General features: G+C 37.9%; 10 protein-coding genes. 6 read left to right on the top strand and 4 right to left on the bottom strand.

Annotated features, from left to right (window positions below):
* Position 1: 1 nt before the first annotated feature.
* Together recB and recD are read left to right on the top strand one after the other, a co-directional pair.
* Complete coding sequence (gene recB, locus Q0940_RS10455) at positions 2–4,090, top strand: exodeoxyribonuclease V subunit beta (protein WP_299268086.1); 4,089 nt, start codon at positions 2–4, stop codon at positions 4,088–4,090.
* Positions 4,083–6,272 (top strand): exodeoxyribonuclease V subunit alpha, encoded by a 2,190-nt coding sequence (gene recD, locus Q0940_RS10450; RefSeq protein WP_299268083.1) that lies wholly within the window; start codon positions 4,083–4,085, stop codon positions 6,270–6,272. The genes recB and recD overlap by 8 nt, the downstream gene beginning before the upstream one ends.
* Before the next feature lie 102 nt (positions 6,273–6,374).
* Here recD and Q0940_RS10445 read toward each other — a convergent pair whose 3' ends face one another.
* A complete protein-coding gene (locus tag Q0940_RS10445) occupies positions 6,375–7,355 on the bottom strand; it encodes an ion channel (protein ID WP_299268080.1) in 981 nt (326 codons plus the stop codon).
* 173 nt (positions 7,356–7,528) lie between these two features.
* On the opposite strand from Q0940_RS10445, the gene Q0940_RS10440 reads away from it, so the two are divergent.
* Positions 7,529–8,227, top strand: coding sequence for a dienelactone hydrolase family protein (locus Q0940_RS10440; protein ID WP_299268076.1), 699 nt, complete (start codon positions 7,529–7,531; stop codon positions 8,225–8,227).
* Between the two features lie 214 nt (positions 8,228–8,441).
* On the opposite strand, the gene Q0940_RS10435 is transcribed toward Q0940_RS10440, so the two are convergent.
* Positions 8,442–9,623 (bottom strand): class I SAM-dependent methyltransferase, encoded by a 1,182-nt coding sequence (locus Q0940_RS10435; RefSeq protein WP_299268074.1) that lies wholly within the window; start codon positions 9,621–9,623, stop codon positions 8,442–8,444.
* 238 nt (positions 9,624–9,861) lie between these two features.
* Between Q0940_RS10435 and Q0940_RS10430 the strand changes: the two genes are divergently transcribed.
* Positions 9,862–10,998, top strand: a complete 1,137-nt coding sequence (locus Q0940_RS10430; protein WP_299268071.1) for a DUF3083 family protein — start codon at positions 9,862–9,864, stop codon at positions 10,996–10,998.
* A gap of 23 nt (positions 10,999–11,021) precedes the next feature.
* On the opposite strand, the gene Q0940_RS10425 is transcribed toward Q0940_RS10430, so the two are convergent.
* Positions 11,022–11,219: a hypothetical protein gene (locus Q0940_RS10425; RefSeq protein WP_299268069.1), complete on the bottom strand. Its 198-nt coding sequence runs from the start codon at positions 11,217–11,219 to the stop codon at positions 11,022–11,024.
* 312 nt (positions 11,220–11,531) lie between these two features.
* Here Q0940_RS10425 and Q0940_RS10420 point away from each other — a divergent pair, with 312 nt between their 5' ends.
* Together Q0940_RS10420 and putA are read left to right on the top strand one after the other, a co-directional pair.
* A complete protein-coding gene (locus Q0940_RS10420) occupies positions 11,532–12,083 on the top strand; it encodes an NAD(P)H nitroreductase (RefSeq protein WP_299268066.1) in 552 nt (183 codons plus the stop codon).
* Positions 12,084–12,471: 388 nt separating this feature from the next.
* Positions 12,472–16,257: a bifunctional proline dehydrogenase/L-glutamate gamma-semialdehyde dehydrogenase PutA gene (gene putA, locus Q0940_RS10415; RefSeq protein ID WP_299268063.1), complete on the top strand. Its 3,786-nt coding sequence runs from the start codon at positions 12,472–12,474 to the stop codon at positions 16,255–16,257.
* 114 nt (positions 16,258–16,371) lie between these two features.
* Here putA and Q0940_RS10410 read toward each other — a convergent pair whose 3' ends face one another.
* Positions 16,372–17,748 carry an MATE family efflux transporter gene (locus Q0940_RS10410; protein ID WP_299268060.1) on the bottom strand — a complete coding sequence of 459 codons (1,377 nt, stop codon included), beginning with the start codon at positions 17,746–17,748 and terminating at the stop codon, positions 16,372–16,374.
* Positions 17,749–17,971: the final 223 nt, after the last annotated feature.

The raw sequence follows: 17,971 nt of genomic DNA, 5'->3' as shown, positions 1-17,971 counted from the left end.
TATGAATATATTAAACCCATTAACCATACCGCTTGATCAAAATGCCTTAATTGAAGCCAGTGCAGGTACTGGTAAAACCTACACAATTACCACTTTGTATCTACGCGCTTTACTAGGTTTAGTGGATGGCCAGCCAAATTTACGTCCTAAGTCGATAGAACAAATCTTAGTAGTTACCTTTACTGAAGCGGCGACGCAAGAGATCAGAGATCGAGTTAGAAAGAAGTTATTGGAAGCCCAGCAAGTTCTGTTATCTAATGTGTTATATGGCTCAAGCTCTAGTCCAAAAGACTTTGATAGTAACTTAGTTGAATTATTAAAAACCTTTGTTATACGTTGGATTGACGCTTCTAGCCCTGACCAAATAAGCTTGAATCAAACAAGTACAGAGCAGATACAACAAGCAATATTATACGCGTATCACAGACTGCAAAACGCCATCACCTTAATTGATGAAGCATCTATCTTTACCATTCATGGTTTTTGTCACCGTTGTATTAAGCAGTTTGCTTTTGAAACCAACTCTAGTTTTGAGCAAACGTTTGAGATGGACAACAAGCCTGTTTTACAAGGTGCCTTGTACGACTTTTGGCGTAAATTTGTCGTTGGGCTAAATGGCGCTGAATTTTCATGGTTTCAACAGAATTGGCGTACTCCAGATGGATTATACAAAGACATTGCCAGCGTATTAGGCAAAAGTATTGTATTAACTCCACAAGTGAATGAACAGACTTACCGTGCCTTGATGGACGATTATCAATCACTAATTGTGACATTAAAACAACAATGGCAAAAAGCCGGCTTTTCTAAAATATTGTTAGATGCACAGCTAAAAAAGAACGGAAAAATCTACAAACGAATTCCGTTATTAACTGAGTTTATGCAGTCGGATGATTGGTTCCCGCCATTTTTAAAAGACGACGATTGGTCTTTGTGGGGTACAGACTCGCTTAACAACAGCAAAAACTACACTGCAAAAGCAGAGCCACTAAATCATCCTATTAGCCAAGTTATCGATAAATTGGCGCAAGTTGAACACGAACTTAAAAACGGTGGCTTTCAAAGTTATTGGTTAACTTTGGCTAAAGACTATATAGAACAGCGTGCTCAGCAAATAAAAAATGAGCAACAGATCATTAACCCAGATGATTTATTAACTCAGCTGTTACAGGCCATTAGCGGAAATTCAGGCTCAGACAAAAACAACTTACTGTTAAACGCCATCAGAACTAAGTATCCAATTGCTTTTATTGATGAATTCCAAGATACCGACCCAGTTCAATACGGTATTTTTAACGCCATCTACAATTCAAATACGGTTGAAAGTGCGGTTGAAACTGCTCTTGAAAGTACGCCAGAGCATGACAGCCCTGAGCTGTTACAAGTGCCGTCCAATATGATTTTAATTGGCGATCCTAAACAAGCTATTTATAAATTCCGTGGCGCTGATATTTTCACTTACATTCAAGCTAAACAAGACTTGCCAGAGACGCAGCATTATACGTTAGCCACTAACTGGCGTTCGCATCCAAATTTAATCAACGCCGTTAACCAAGTGTTTGTGCAAAGTGAAGAAGGTTTCAAACAAAAAGAGATCCCATTTGAAGTGGTATCTGCAGGCCAATCACCATCAAATAGGCTGGTGAGTAATGGCGTAGATGACAATCAGCTAATGTTTTGTCATTTACTGCCAGATTCACAGGCGTCAGATAAAATAGGCTTTAAAGGCCCAGAAGCGGAAGGTTTATTGGCAAAATGGTGTGCGGCTCAAATTCAAACAACCTTGATAGAGGCGAGCGAAAACAAAACCTATATCGACAAATCAGGCAAAACACGCGCTGTGCAAGCCAATGATATTTGTGTTCTGGTTAGAAACCGTAATCAAGCAGGTTTAATGAAAAGAACCTTAGCGCAATTGAATATTCGCTCTGTGTTTATTAGCCGCGACAACATATTTAAAACCGCATTAGCCAAAGACTTGTTACGTTTGTTAATGGCAATCAACTCACCATTTAACGAGCAAAAAGTCAGAGCGGCTTGTGCAACTCGCTTTTTTGGTTACAACGTAGAGCAGTTATTTGCGCTTCAACACGATCCCGTTTTATGGCAACAGCACCTAGAATGGTTTTATAACGCCCATCAAACATGGACTTACGGCCAAATATCCAGTTCCATTGAATACATTATTTTACAAGCCGACACATTATCAAATTGGCAGTTATTGGAACCAACCGAATACGAAAGGTTAATCACCGACCAACGCCATTTGTCTGAGCTTATTCAGCAGCAGTCGGTTAAACACGCTGGTGTTGAGAAGTTATTACATTGGTTTGAACAACAAGTTATCTCTGAGGATAGCTGGAGCGACGCCACAGACGATCAACAACTAAGGTTGGAGTCAGACAGTAACTTAGTACAGATAGCCACGCTACACGCTTCTAAAGGCTTGGAATACCCAATTGTATATTTGCCTTTTGTTTGCGAGTTTAAAGCGGCTAAATCGGCCATTTATACGTCTAATAAAACCAATGGATCAGAGATTTCAAACGATAAACAAGGCTTAACGTATCGGGTTGATAACCGTAAACAAGAACTACAACAAGCCGAGGGGGAACGTTTAGCCGAAGACTTACGTTTGTTATACGTTGCTATGACCAGACCGATTTATAAATTGGTGATTGGTGTATTCAACTTGTTAGATGGCTACAAACGCTTAGTGCTTGATAACACTGGGATAGGGCAATTACTGCTGGGCGAAATAGCCACAGATCAAAAACCGAGTAATGACTTAATACAACAAACCTGTGAACGTTTTGTTAACGCTGAAAACAGCCAAGGTACTTGCTTTACTTACTCGTCATTGGCGGAAGATTTATTGGTCACGCAGTTTAACCAAGCTAAACACACAGGTGTGAACTTACAGAATGATCATAACGCTCCGCTTGCGTTTATCCCGTTTAACGGTGACGTAAAGGACAGCTGGAAAATGCTGAGTTACTCGTCATTAGTGGCCGGGGCACATCATTTAGACAATACAAAGGTTATTGAAACCGACAAAGCTGCTACTGTGAGTATTGCTCAAGAGCAACTTAACGATATATGGGTGCCTGGGTTATCCGATGAACAAACCTCATCTGGGACGGTTTTAACTAATTCAGAAATAAGTAAATCACAGCCAGAACAAAAGCAAGAACCACAACTGAATCGATTCTCATTTCCTAAAGGCGCTAACGCCGGTACTTGTTTACATTGGATTTTAGAGAATGTTAATTTCCAACAACCAATAGCAGAACAAGCGGATGTTGTAGAGGCCGGATTAACCCGATACGGAATAGATACTTTATGGCTATCTGTTGCGGTTGAATGGATGCAACAAGTTATAAATTGCAGTTTAACTGAGCAAATATCAAACGCGATGGTAACGCGTAACCAATCTGAGAGCGGTAACCACACAAGTTGGTCATTAGCCGATGTAAATCAAGCTAACTGTCTGGTTGAAATGGAGTTTTACTTTAATTTTGCCACACTAAATTCAGTTATTATTTGTAACGCGTTACGAATGATGGGCTTGAAACCTGTACACTTTGGTCACTTTTTAGAAAATGGTGCAGAACAAGCTGGATTGTCCGGCATTGTTAAAGGTTTTATCGATTTAACGGTACATCATCAAGGTAAATATTATGTGCTGGATTATAAATCTAACTACTTAGGTGATGATTTTGCATCGTATACGCAAGCTAATTTGGCCGTTTCCATGTCCGATCATCATTATGAAATACAAGCTTTGATTTATACCTTGGCATTACATCGTTGGTTAAAAACCCGTTTACAAGATTACGATTACAATCAGCATGTTGGTGGTGCCATGTATTTATTTTTACGTGGCATGAATGACAAAGGGACAGAGCAAGATCAAACGGGTGTGTACACAATGAACATCAAACAAGATGTGATTGAATATTTGGATTCTGCGTTAAATGATAAAGGCGAAAATTCAGTAAAAAGCATAGTAGCGAATACCGAAGCAGAAACTGCACTTACAAAAGATAAAACAAAAGCAGTACCACAAATGGGGTTTGATTTTGACTGATAACAACAATACAACCACAAGCTCACAAAGCCAGGACACACCAACGTCGACAACCAAGCACGTTAAGCAGTGGTTTGCTGACACGTCTATTTTTGTTCAAGGTCTAACCAACACAGAAAACTTAGCTAACCGGGAATTACCAGAAACATTACAGTGGCTGTTGTTGTTAAAACAACATCAAGTTATTCAGTCTATGGATTATCACTTTGCTTGTTTTATGTATGGCGAGCTTGTGATCCTCTCTGAATCAGGCGCTCAGACTCACGCTAGTTTAACCAGAGCAGAGATAAATTTGATCTTGTTGCTGTCTGCCAAGTTAAGTTATGACATGAGTTTGCAAGATTCGTGTTTAAACTTAGAGCTTCTTAATTTAGCGCAACCTTTTGGTTGGTTAGCACCAGAGCTTCAAAGCCACAGCTTAACTCAAAATGTACTAACCCAATGTGCAGTTACCAATACTGACTTGCAAGATATTATGCTGCGTAGCGGATTGGTTGAAGATCAAAGCGGTTTGATTGAAAGTAAAGGCGCTCTAGTTGAAGAGTCACTGCATAAAAATCTATTACATGACGAAACGCCATTAGTGTTATTCCAGCAATGTTTATATATGCGCCGTTATTTTAATTATGAACATTCAGTGGTTAAGTTTATTAGCTCAAATACCAATCTTAAAGAGAACACTAAGCCAAGTAGCAGTAAATCATATTGGTTTGATGCTCTTAGTAATGAACAAGTTGAAAGTAAGGTGGCGGAGTTATTTCCGCCAAGCCAAGGCCTTGATCAAGTAATTGATAATACAAGTAACGAGATTGACTGGCAGAAACAAGCGGTTATCAATTCAATCACTAAGTCGTTTTCGGTTATTTCTGGTGGGCCAGGTACAGGTAAAACAACCACTGTGGTTAAGCTTTTAGCTGCGTTAGTACAATTGTATAAAGCGCATGACTCAAAAAGTGGATTAAACATTCAACTTACCGCGCCAACTGGGAAAGCGGCACAACGTTTAGCTGAGTCCATTAGTAACTCGCTGACCAATATAGACGTAGACCAAGAGACTAAAAGCTCAATTCCCAATAAGGCCGTCACAATTCATAGATTACTTAAGCCTCAAGGTTTAAATGATTTTGCTTACAATGAAAACAATAAGCTGTTTTTAGATGTCTTGATTGTTGATGAAGCATCTATGGTCGACCTAAGCTTGATGAGTAAATTACTATCAGCCGTGCCTGCACACGCTCAAGTTATTTTGTTAGGCGATAAACAACAGCTATCGTCAGTAGAAACAGGCAACGTTTTATCTGAGCTTTGTCGACCTGAAACTGAATCGTTAAACTTAGTGGTAGAACTTAAAAAGAGTTATCGTTTTAACGCTGCAGGTTTAATAGGGCGTTTAGCCACTGAAATTAATTTAGGTAATAGCCACAAAGTTATTAGCTTGTTATCTGAGCACGCCAACACAGATTCACAGAAGTTGTCTAGCAATGAGCTTAACTGGATAAAACCAGAGCTAGATAATTATCACTTATTAATAGAGCACAGCTTTAAACATCAATTAGCCTTAATTGAAGAAGCCAAAGCATTTACTGAGAGTACGGACACAAAGCAGAAAGTATTATTGCTACAGACGTTGTTTAATCACTTGCAGCAGTTCCAAATATTAACCTGTGTTAAAGATGGTGAACACGGCATTGAGGGAATTAATCGTCATATTAAAACTCGACTTGCTAGTCGCAGGTTGGTGGATCAATACGATCAGCATTATCATTGCCGACCAATTATGATCTCAGAGAATGCCTATCACTTAGGCTTATATAACGGCGATATTGGTTTACAGTTAATTGATGGTGTTACAAAACAGTTAATGACGTATTTTATCCAAGCCGACGGTGAAGTATTAACGGTAGCTTGCCAACGTTTGCCTAAGCACGAAACCGTATACGCGATGACAGTTCACAAAAGCCAAGGCTCAGAGTTCAGTCATGTGGCCTTGGTGTTACCAGAGCCAAATCAAAACAATAAGATTTTATCTAAAGAGATTTTGTACACCGGCTTAACCCGAGCGAAAAAACAATTCACCTTGTTTGGTCAGGCACAGGAAATACAGCAGGCTGTAAACAAGGCAACCATAAGACAGTCAGGCTTAAGCTTGATGTTAAAAACCAAGTTACAAGCAACGGGATAAACAAACTCACAAAAAAGCCTGTTTACTCAAAAATAAACAGGCTTTATCTTTCCCTAAACGTTTAATTTACCTTATAGCCTAAAACTACAGCCATACATCCTTTTAACGTGTGGTTTTTTGCACAAAAACCACAACGTATAAGGCCAATGCAAAGCTACCAATAAATGCTTCTATGGTGGCAATTAACCTTGAAAATCCAACTGGCGTAATATCGCCATACCCCAAAGTTGTAAAGGTCACTACGCTAAAGTAAATAGTTGAGAAAAAGTTATATAAGTTATCAACAAAGGAATTAGCTAAAGACATTTGTATAATGGAGTCAGCTTCTTTTATACCAAAGATAAAATATAAAATGGCACAAAATAAAATCATACCCAATGAGAACACAATGACATTCATTGGACTCTCGCCATAACCGCAGAATAAGTCTACCGCCTTAGATACAAGTCTATCTTTAGAATAAGGCGCATATTGCTTACGGCGCATAACTAATTCTTGGTGCGCTAAACGTCCCGCTAGAATATGTAAACCGTCTAACTCTGCCGTTTTTCTTAAATTACGATAAATTTCTTCAGACTGTTCGTAATTGTCGATGGCTTTTTCTCGGTCATTTTCCAGATCAGCTTGCTTGGCAATAGCTTCTTGTTGAAGCTCCGATCCAATTTTAATATTGTCGATACGGGCATTAGCTAACTTTACACCTAACAAATTAGTATTTTGTAGATTCGCTTTATGCAGTTTTGAATTATTCAATTTGGTTTTCATTAATGAAGAACCAGACAGATTGATATTAAATAAGTGAGCGTTATCCATATTGGCATGATACAAGTCAGCATCACGCATATCGTAACCAACAGAGCAGCCACGTCTAACCAAGCGAATATTTTTTAAGTTAGCTTGTTTGAGTTGTAAACCTTGCATCATACCGCCGTCGGCAGCGTAGTTTTGCAAACGCTCAGATAAATCCATTCCGCTTTTATCTATGTTTTTGTCGTGCCAAAAACAATATCCAGCGCCCATATTTTTACTTTCGCATTGTTTACCTTCAGGGTTGTGGTATTTACAACTTTCTTGTTCTGACATTAAGCACCAATATATTTTTTATAAGTTAACAATTTGTTCTTACTAACAAAAATAATAGACTAATGCCGATTTCGCCATTAAGTTTGTCACTTATTTATCTAATTTTTTTGCTAACATATCGATTCGGCTATTATTGCGACTATTAAGTCAGTTGTAAGATTGGAGTTAAAAACTTGTTAGTTTTAATTACAGATATATTTGGTGAAACCAATTGGTGCCAATCGTTAATCCAAGCTTGGCGCGCAAAAGGACACAATGCCATGTGTCTTAGCCCTTATACTAGTCCTTATATTGCTCCATATGACTCATTAACGGATGTAACCTTATTTGCTAACGAAGAACAAGCTTATCAGCAGTTCCAATTTAGTGGGGGGATGGATAGTTACGCTGAAAAAGTAGAACAAGCATTACAACAAGCTACTCAAGAAACAAATGAGCCTATAATTTGCGTTGGCTTTAGTGCTGGTGCATCGGCATTATGGCAAGTTGCTGCTATGTCTTTTGTTAAAGATAAAGTTAAACATTGTATTGGTTTTTACCCTGGTCAAATTCGTCACTCGTTAGAGTTAACGCCTCAAATTCCATTTAGTCTAGTATTCCCAAAATCCGAAGATCACTTTGATGTAGAATCTGTGATCCAACATCTTGTTACAAAACAGAATGTTGATATTGCTCAAGTTGAGTTAAAACATGGTTATGCTAATCCTCAGTCAGACAACTTTAATGAGTTAGCCAGTAGAGAGTTAACGCAGTTATTGGCTCAAGTGTTGACTCAAACATTGGATGAACCTAAAAGTTTTATGCAGCAGTTAAGTTTGCAAACTCATGAATATAAAGGAATAAATAATGGGACTGATCATAATATCCATTAATATCGTTTGCGAAGCTATTTGTTGGTTAATAGCGGGTAAAAAAAACAGACGATCAGGGTTTTGGGGAGTAGGAGGACTTATATTTGGTCCTTTGGCTGTCTTGTTGTTATTGTATCTTCCTAAAAAGGAAAAACGTTAAGTTATCGCAGAAGCGTTACTTTTACTAGACCTCCTAATATTAAGGAGATCTAGCATGTCATTTATGTAAGCCAGGCTAGAACACCTGACAAACAAAGCCTTTCAAGTAGAAACCTTCTGGGTATGCGCTGCCAACAATATGATCTTGAGCTTGGCTTAAGCGCTCCACAAATACCATATCTCGGTTAGCATCTAGTGCAGCATCAGCAACAATCTTTTGGAATAATGCCGTTTCCATTAAACCAGAACAAGAGAAGGTTAATAAATAACCACCTGGATTAAGCAGCTTCATTGCCAACATATTAATGTCTTTATAACCGCGACATGCGTCGTTTAACTTAGCTTTAGACTCAGCAAATTTAGGCGGATCCATAACAATAACGTCAAACTTGGTGCCGTTGTCGCGGTATTCACGTAATAACTTAAATACGTCTTTTTTAAGTAATGACATTTTGTTTATGTTGAGTTTGTTTAATTCAACGTTTTTCGCGGCAATATCCAGTGCATCTTGTGAAGCATCAACTTGCACCACTGATTTAGCACCACCACGTAATGCGTATAAGCCAAATGTACCTGTGTAACTAAAGCAGTTTAATACTGATTTGCCTTTAACATATTTTTCTAATGCAGCGCGACTGTCACGTTGGTCAACGTAATATCCTGTCTTGTGCCCTTGAGCTATGTCCACATAAGCTTTAATGCCGTTTTCTTCAATGATCACTTGCTTTGGCATTTTGCCATGTACTAAACCGGATGATTTTTGTAAACCTTCTTTGCTACGCACATCAACATCTGAACGTTCAAAGATATTAAATTCTGGATAACAATGCTTAAGGGCATCAAAAATCAAATCACGTTTGTATTCTGCACCCGCACTTAATAACTGGATAACAATCGTGTCATTGTAAATATCTGCTGTTACACCTGGTAAACCGTCAGACTCTGCACATAACAAACGGTATCCCGTTAATCCGTCACGTTTGATGATAGGTTTGCGTATGGTTCTAGCGCGTTCGATTTTTTCAATGAAGAATTGTTTGTTAATAGGGCGCTTTTCAAAGCTCCAAATACGAACTCGTATTTGGGAATGTGGAGAGTAAGCGCCTTTAGCTAACCAGTTACCGCTTTCTGAGAATACATCGACAGTTTCGCCTAATTGCGGTTCGCCTTCAATTTTGGTGACACCTTTAGAGAAGATCCAAGGATGTTTGCGTTTGAGTGTTTTCTCGCGGTCGGCTTGTACGAATACTGAAGGCATATTATTAACTTAATTTTAGAAGCGGATCGCGATTTTAATCTAGCTGTTAACGTAATACCAACACTATTATGTTTTGTATGAACTGGTATCCATAAAAAACGTCTACAGCTTCTGATTAAATTTGAGAGGCTTTGTATCAATTTCACTTTTTGGATGTCACTTAACCGTCATAAATAAGTCACTTAGCCGACATAACTCCTTGTTAATTTACAGCCAAATTAAATAAGGAAATGAAGATATGTTGAATACGACTATTACAACAAATACTAGCAAGAAGTTTAATGCTAACAAAGTCTACGTACCTGCCACTAATCGTGAAAATCATTATTTAATTGTCGAACTCCCAATTACGTCTGAATTATTACAAACCGTTTCTGGTGAAACAGAAATTAATGAATTTGTCTTATCCGACTTTTATATGCAGCTTAAACAATCGTTTATCTCTATTAGCAAAAGAAACGGCATTAAAAGTGGATTATTTGTGGCTAACGATAAGCTGGTACGTTTACGTTACGGCGAAGAGTCACAAGTGATTGAAACTCAAGAACAATTAATTGTGTTTTACGATCCAAATAACCACAAAGGTTTTCAAAGTTATTATGACCGTACAAAAACCGCTAAGAAGGTGAGTTTACTTGTACTGGCTAATGGTGGTGAAATTAGGCAATCTGCTTTTGAATTACACCAAAAAGCAGTGGAGATGGCAGTAGAGTTAGCTGAAACTATGGGTTTTTCATCCAATTTAATTAAGATAAAAGACCATCAGTACATAACCTATGACTTATTTAGTGCGGAAAAAGGGGATAAAAAAACATCCACCCATGAACTGCGTCAAGTTAAACACAGATACAAACAGCAGTCGGTATTAATTCCGCCATTAAATAACCAAATGGGTTACATAGTTGCAGAGATACCAATTAATGAAACTATGGTGGAGAAAATGAATAAAACCGCCACACATACTGCACCTTATAATGAGCTTTATAGCAAAATATCTTATGTGGTTGCACAGGTGACTGACGAGTTAGCTATAAAAAATGCAGTGATGATCGCTAATGGTCGCCATCCAATTGTGGCTTCAAGTAAACATAGCTTTGTGCATAATGACGGTGAGTTAATTTATTTAGGTTTTAATGCAGAGGAAGATCAGAACTGCATTGCTAAATGGAATAGCACAATTTTAACCAATACCTTTACCTTAATTTTTGTTGCTAATGAAAATGATATTAATAACAAAGCCTACGGTCGATTTGTAAATCGTATTCAAAGCGCGTTAAAACAAATTACTAAAAAGTTGGATATTGAACCAGAGTCAAACCAGTTGATGGTTAGATTTCACCAAAATATCGCGTATCAAATACCTAAAATGGACTAGGTATTTCATCAAATAGATCAATACTATTTATTAGTATCAATCCATTTTTTCAGTATTTTTACCGTTACATCTGGTCGCTGAGAGGCCAACTCTTGTACCAAACCCAATAGTTTATGTTTACTGGCTTTTTGATTGTTTAACTGACGTCTTATCAGTTGAAATTTATTCTTAGCTCTTTGTAAGCGTTCTTTTTTTTCTAAATCAGTTGGAGGTGATTTCATATCTTTCCTTCTTTAGTGAAATAAGAAACTATAAATTAGTTAATGGGTGTAACAATACAAACTTTTTGACTTAAGTTCTATGACTTAATCCAGAATAACTAGCAATACAGATTACGCGGATTCAACTCGTAAGTGCAACAGCAGCATTGATTATTTGGTATAAACAATTTTGTCGTTATCTATTCTGATCTTTAATCTGATTTATAAGCAATAGGGGATATTATTTCGGATAAATCCAAGATACCTTCGCATCCTTTTTAGCTGTGTTTTTTTAAGGTAAGATTACCTTCTTATTTATCAAGAAGCTTTATTATGAATGCATTAGATCTTTTATTAACTCGCTCGTCTTATAACAAACTTGTAGATCCAGCGCCAAGCGGTGAAGCATTAGACAATATATTATCCGCTGCACACCGAGTGCCAGATCATGCAAACCTTTCACCATTTGAATTCATTGTTTGTCAAAACGATGGCTTAACAAAACTCGCTGATATTTATCATCAAGCGGCTATTAAGTCAGGTTTTGATGATGCAGCGATAGAAAAAGCGAAAATCTTACCGCTTCGTGCGCCTATGATCATTATTGGTATTTGCAAATACAAACACCATGACATGGTGCCTAGAGTAGAGCAGGTAGCGACAACGGCTTGTGCCTTACATAATATGCAGTTGGCGGCGTTTGCCCAAGGTTTTAACGGAATTTGGCGTACGGGGAATTACTCGCAAAACCAGTATGTAAATGAAGCGCTAGGTTTAACAGAATTAGATGAGGTTATTGGCTTTATGTACCTAGGAACACCTATGGAAGATACGCCAATTAAGAAAGCTAAAAAACAAACGGATACGGTTTCATATTGGGATTAAAGATAATCAATAAGTATTCCTAAATAATATTACCAATATCAAACTAATTTAACCTAAGTTAATAGCCATTTAAGATTAGTTTGCTTTATGTGAGCCTAAATTCTCTCTGTTTAAGGCTCAGAAACTTAGTCTACTAAATATTTTTTACTTTATAGTGAAATAGTCATAACTATCTGAAAATATAAGCTAATATCAATAAAGTTAGTTTGTTTTTCGTTAAAATAGCTAAATAAAACCAACAATTTTTATACTAATAAATTTAGGGTTAAGCATTAGTTTTGTTTATAGTTGCGTTTCAAAATAATTGATTAGCAAAAAGTTGAGTTGGTGGACTAGAATGCCCGCTAATATTACGCCCACACACCACTAATTATAAAGGTTTACGCTTATGTTGTTTAATGGCAACTTGATGACAGATTGTCCAATTCGTCAGAAAATCCGTGATTACTATCGCATTAATGAAAAAACAGCGATAAAACATCTATTACCGGAAGCTGAAATTAGCATGGCTGCTCGAAGTCGAGCGTGGGAACGTGCGCGTAAAATGGTGCTACAGATCAGATTTGAATCTGAAGGCTCTGGCGGTATTGACGCACTGTTAAATGAATATTCACTGTCTTCAGAAGAAGGCATAGTACTCATGTGTTTAGCCGAAGCATTATTACGTGTTCCAGATAAAAAAACACAGGACGAATTAATCCGTGACAAATTATCACAAGGCCAGTGGAGTTCTCACTTAGGTTCAAGTGACTCTATGTTTGTTAACGCCTCGTCTTGGGGCTTATTGTTAACCGGCAGCATGGTTAAGTATTCTGATAGTAATTTAAAGAAAGACTTTGGTGTTGTTAAACGTACGTTAGGTAAAGTATCAGAGCCTGTTATTCGTAAAGCAATGAACGTTGCCATGAAAATAATGGGTAAACAGTTTGTTATGGGCGAAACCATAGAAGCTGCAACAGAACGAGCTATCGAAAAAGAACGCAACGGTTATGTATATTCTTACGACATGTTAGGGGAAGGTGCCCGTAACATGGAAGATGCTGACAAATATTACGATGCATACATAAAAGCCATTCACGTTATTGGCAAAGTAGCACAGGGAAAAGGTCCACGTACCAGTCCTGGTATTTCCATAAAACTATCTGCTATCCACTCTCGTTATGAATTTAGTCACCGTGACCGCGTAATGGATGAGGTTGTTCCAAGATTAAAAGCACTCTGTTTATTAGCCAAACAATACAATATTGGCTTAACGGTTGATGCTGAAGAATCTGAGCGTTTAGATATTTCTTTAGATGTTATTGAAGTTGTCTTCTCAGATAAAGAATTGAATGGTTGGAATGGTTTTGGTCTTGCGGTTCAGGCTTATCAAAAACGTTCGTTTTTTGTTATCGAATGGTTGCGACAACTTACATTAAGAGTTGGTCGCAAGATAATGGTGCGTTTAGTTAAAGGTGCGTACTGGGATACTGAGATCAAAAACGGGCAAAAAGATGGTTTAGAGCATTATCCAGTATTTACTCGTAAAGCCTCTACAGACGTGTCTTACCACGCGTGTGCAAATAAGCTATTAGAGTATCGCGATACTATTTATCCACAATTTGCTACGCACAATGGTTACACGGCATCGGTAATTTTAGAATTAGCCGGTAATGATAAAGAAGGATTTGAATTCCAATGTCTACATGGCATGGGCGATACCTTATATGATCAAATAGTGAGCAAAGAAAAAATTCAATGTCGTGTTTACGCACCAGTTGGCGTGCACGAAGATTTGTTGGCTTATCTGGTAAGACGTTTATTAGAAAATGGGGCTAACTCGTCATTTGTAAACGCGATTGTTGATGTTGATAAACCAGTTGAATCTTTATTAGAAGATCCTGTTGAGCGCACTCACAGAGTAGAACAAATCTACAATGAGAAAATTGCATTGCCAATTTCCTTATTTGGTGACGAACGCGCTAATTCAAAAGGCATGGATTTAACCGACATTACTAAAATATCTCCACTTCGAGATAATCTTAATAACTGGTTTGAGAAAAACCAAATTGATATTTCAACTTTAGCAGACAATGAATTAGCGGTAATTAACCCGGCTAATTTGGATGAAGTGATAGGCCGTGTAAAAATTGCTGATCAAGATGATATGTTGGCCATGTTAGATAAAGGCCAAACGGCTTTTAATACTTGGTCTACAACTCCAGTTAAGGTTCGTGCTGAGGTATTAAGAAAAACAGCTGATGCATTAGAAGCAAACATGGACGAGTTAATTGCTTTTTGTATTAAAGAAGCAGGTAAAACGGCTCAAGACGGTATTGATGAAGTTCGTGAAGCGGTGGATTTCTGTCGTTATTACGCCAATGAAGCTGAAGTATTAGCAAAAGATACGCGTTTAGAACCACGTGGTGTTATTTTATGTATCAGCCCTTGGAACTTCCCGCTAGCAATATTCCTAGGCCAAGTTGCTGCGGCAATTGTCACTGGTAATGCCGTTATCGCTAAACCTGCAGAGCAAACAAGTTTAATTGCATTACGTGCAATTGAATTATTGATTGAATCTGGTTTACCAGAGAACGTTGTTCAGTCTGTTATTGCTCAAGGCTCTGATGTAGGTAAGGTATTATTACCAGACTCAAGAGTGGCTGCGGTTATGTTTACCGGTTCTACACAAACAGGTACATTAATTTCTCAAATTCTAGCCCAACGTGGTGGTGAGCAAGTTCCATTTATTGGTGAAACTGGCGGGCAAAATTGCATGATAGTTGACTCTACAGCGTTACCAGAGCAAGTTATTGATGATGTTATTGCTTCTGGTTTCCAAAGTGCAGGCCAACGTTGTTCAGCGTTACGTGTATTGTTTGTGCAAGACGATATTGCCGATAACGTTATTCGTATGATCAAAGGCGCAATGAAAGAGCTGCATATTGGTAACCCAGCTATGTTATCAACCGATGTTGGTCCTGTGATTGATACCAAAGCATTAAAAGCATTGAACGAACACGCAGAGTATATGCAGACTCACGGGGAGTTGTTATATCAATGTGAAATGGGTGAAGAAACGAAAAACGGTCATTTCTTTGCACCTCGTTTGTATGAAATTAGCGATATTAGCCAGTTACAAAAAGAAGTATTTGGTCCATGTGTCCATGTCATTCGTTTTTCTGGTAAAGACATAGACAAGGTTATTGAGCAAATTAACTCAACGGGCTTTGGTTTAACTATGGGCATTCATTCACGTATTGAAAGCCGTGCTATTGCCTTAGCTAAAAAGTCACGTGCGGGTAACGTTTACATTAACCGCAATATGATTGGTGCTGTGGTTGGCGTTCAACCATTTGGTGGTAGAGGCTTATCTGGTACAGGTCCAAAAGCGGGCGGTCCAAACTATTTACCACGTTTGTTACAAGAAAAATCAACACCAAGTGAAGATGAATTAGTATTAGATGATGAAGCGCTAGAGCCAACAGATAAGTCCATTAAAGAAGCTAATAAGTTAATGGATAAAGCGCAGGAAGGTGAGAAGTCATGGCGCTTAGCCGACTTAAATACTCGTACTTCTCATGTGCGTCAATTATTGGCTGAAATGGCTACAGTTGAACATACGGTTGAGTTCGCGGATAACTTAGATAAAACCTTAGCAACCGCCCGTTCTCAGTTAATTGATATAGAACGTAAACTGAAAAAGCCAACGGTATTGCCAGGGCCAACAGGTGAGTCTAATATTTTGTACTTGGAGCCAAGAGGTACGTTGGTTTGTTTTGCCGATAAAGACGCAACATTCCATTACTGGGTAATGTCTATTATTACGGCTTTATCAACAGGTAACACTGTTATTGCCGTGGTTTCAGACGTGTTTTATGAAGAAGGTGTTGAATTTATGAATAAATTCAACAAAACCGGTGCCGATAAAGGCGTGTTGCAAGTAGCCAAATTAGAACACCTACAGCCTTTATTAGAGCATGAATCGTTAGCTGGTGTAGTTATTGACTCAGAATGTCGTCGTAGTGCGTATGTTGCACATAAATTAGCGCAACGTGTTGGCGCTATTTTACCAACGATAACCGCTGAATATAACGATAACTTAATCCAACGTTTAGTGACTGAGAAGACCATAAGTATTGATACTACAGCTTCTGGCGGTAATACATCGTTAATGACCTTAACAGATGAATAAAAACTATGTTTAGTTGGTTTTATCTATATAAGAAAAACCATATAAGATAAAAAGCAAAAAGGTGAACTTAGGTTCACCTTTTTTTATGCATGTTCGTCAGATTAAATCGTTACATTAAGCCGCGACTGTGAAGTCCAATTTTTTCATGGTTATCTTAAGCCATATAAGGAACAACACGGAAGCGGTGGTTAAACCGATAACCGTACCAACCCAAAACCCTTGAGGCCCCATAGCAGGGACTATGTAATCGGTTCTACCTAATAAGTAACCTAAGGTAAATCCAATCGGCCAATAAGAGATAAAGGTGATGTAAAACAGCGGTTTAGTGATTTTTAATCCTTTAAATATACCCGCAGCCATTACTTGGATTGCATCGGGCAATTGATAAATCGCGGTGATAATTAAAATACTCGCAGCTAACGCCACAACTTCTGGATTTGACGTGTATATAAGGATAATTTGTTCACGGAATAAAAGGGTGGTTATCATCACTAAAGTACCAAAACTACAGGCCATAAAAAAGCAGGTTTTGATCGAACGCTTTAGTTTAGTTAAATCTCCAACACCTTTTAAATAGCCAATTCGTATAGTGGCGGCCATGGCTAAACTTAACGGGAACATAAACACTACGGCGCTATAACTAAAGGCTACTTGATGTCCGGCAACGGCAATTGAACCAAGTGGAGCGATAAACAGTGCCATAAAGGCAAAAAGACTCGATTCAAACAACAAAGACAGAGCGATAGGTGTTCCAAGTTTTGAAAGCATTTTAATGCTTTCAATATTAGGTTTTTCTACATGTTTAAATATTTGATAGTGCTTTAATTTACGTGAAATACTAAAGTAAATAAGCAAACTGATTAAGCTTATCCACTGAACAATTGCGGTGGCAAGTCCACATCCAGCACCACCTAATTCAGGTGCGCCAAACTTACCAAATACAAATATGTAGTTAAGCGGAATATTGGCAAGTAATGCAATAACACTAACGATTAATGCAGGTTTAGTGACACTAATACCTTCACAAAAAGCACGTAATGCAAAGAACAAACAGGTTGGTAAGATGCCCCAAACCACATAGTGTAAATAGCCTAAGGATTTTTCGTGTAATTCAGGTTCTAAATTAAGGTTATCTAATGGAATATGAACAAACTGGAATATAAATACAATGACTATGGTAATCGCCGCAGCAATATAAGCACCTTGGAATAAAGTAGAAACCATTTGAGCTTGGTTACTATTGCTACCTTTACTTGAGCCAAATAAATGCGCAATAACCGGTGTAACCGCAATTAACAAGCCTTGAGCAGAGAAAATAACTGGAGACCATAAGCCGGTAGCAATAGACACTGATGCCATATCAACGTGTCCAGCTTTACTGGCCATTACTGTGTCAGTAAAGAACATTAAACTGGCGGTAATTTGAGTTAACAATAACGGAATGGCCAACTTTAATATGTGTCTTACTTCAGTAAAATCAAACGCTTTCATTGAGAACTTTCAAAATAATAATAACCATGCTGCATTATGGATTGTATAAACCAGTTACACCAGTTTCTTATTGTTTAAATTAGAGTTTCTTTGAACAGTGATTTAATTCAAGATTTCAATTCTGTTGGAGTATGGTATTAGGTAAAGAGTAAGTGGGTAATGTAATTTTACTCTGGTACCTTCTATTTCTTATCCTGGATCCGCTCGTGTGTTGAACCACTCT

This window comes from uncultured Psychrosphaera sp. (assembly GCF_947500655.1).
Classification (GTDB): domain Bacteria; phylum Pseudomonadota; class Gammaproteobacteria; order Enterobacterales; family Alteromonadaceae; genus Psychrosphaera.
The sequence above is the reverse complement of the archived record's forward strand: the minus strand, read 5'-3'. Positions and strand labels throughout refer to the sequence as shown.

Bases quoted from the DNA above. Each gene is read 5' to 3' on its own strand.
- Q0940_RS10430 (WP_299268071.1), top strand. From the start codon at position 9,862: ATGTTGAATACGACTATTACAACAAATACTAGCAAGAAGTTTAATGCT.
- Q0940_RS10435 (WP_299268074.1), bottom strand. From the start codon at position 9,623: ATGCCTTCAGTATTCGTACAAGCCGACCGCGAGAAAACACTCAAACGC.
- recB (WP_299268086.1), top strand. From the start codon at position 2: ATGAATATATTAAACCCATTAACCATACCGCTTGATCAAAATGCCTTA.
- Q0940_RS10420 (WP_299268066.1), top strand. From the start codon at position 11,532: ATGAATGCATTAGATCTTTTATTAACTCGCTCGTCTTATAACAAACTT.
- Q0940_RS10425 (WP_299268069.1), bottom strand. From the start codon at position 11,219: ATGAAATCACCTCCAACTGATTTAGAAAAAAAAGAACGCTTACAAAGA.
- putA (WP_299268063.1), top strand. From the start codon at position 12,472: ATGTTGTTTAATGGCAACTTGATGACAGATTGTCCAATTCGTCAGAAA.
- Q0940_RS10445 (WP_299268080.1), bottom strand. From the start codon at position 7,355: ATGTCAGAACAAGAAAGTTGTAAATACCACAACCCTGAAGGTAAACAA.
- Q0940_RS10410 (WP_299268060.1), bottom strand. From the start codon at position 17,748: ATGAAAGCGTTTGATTTTACTGAAGTAAGACACATATTAAAGTTGGCC.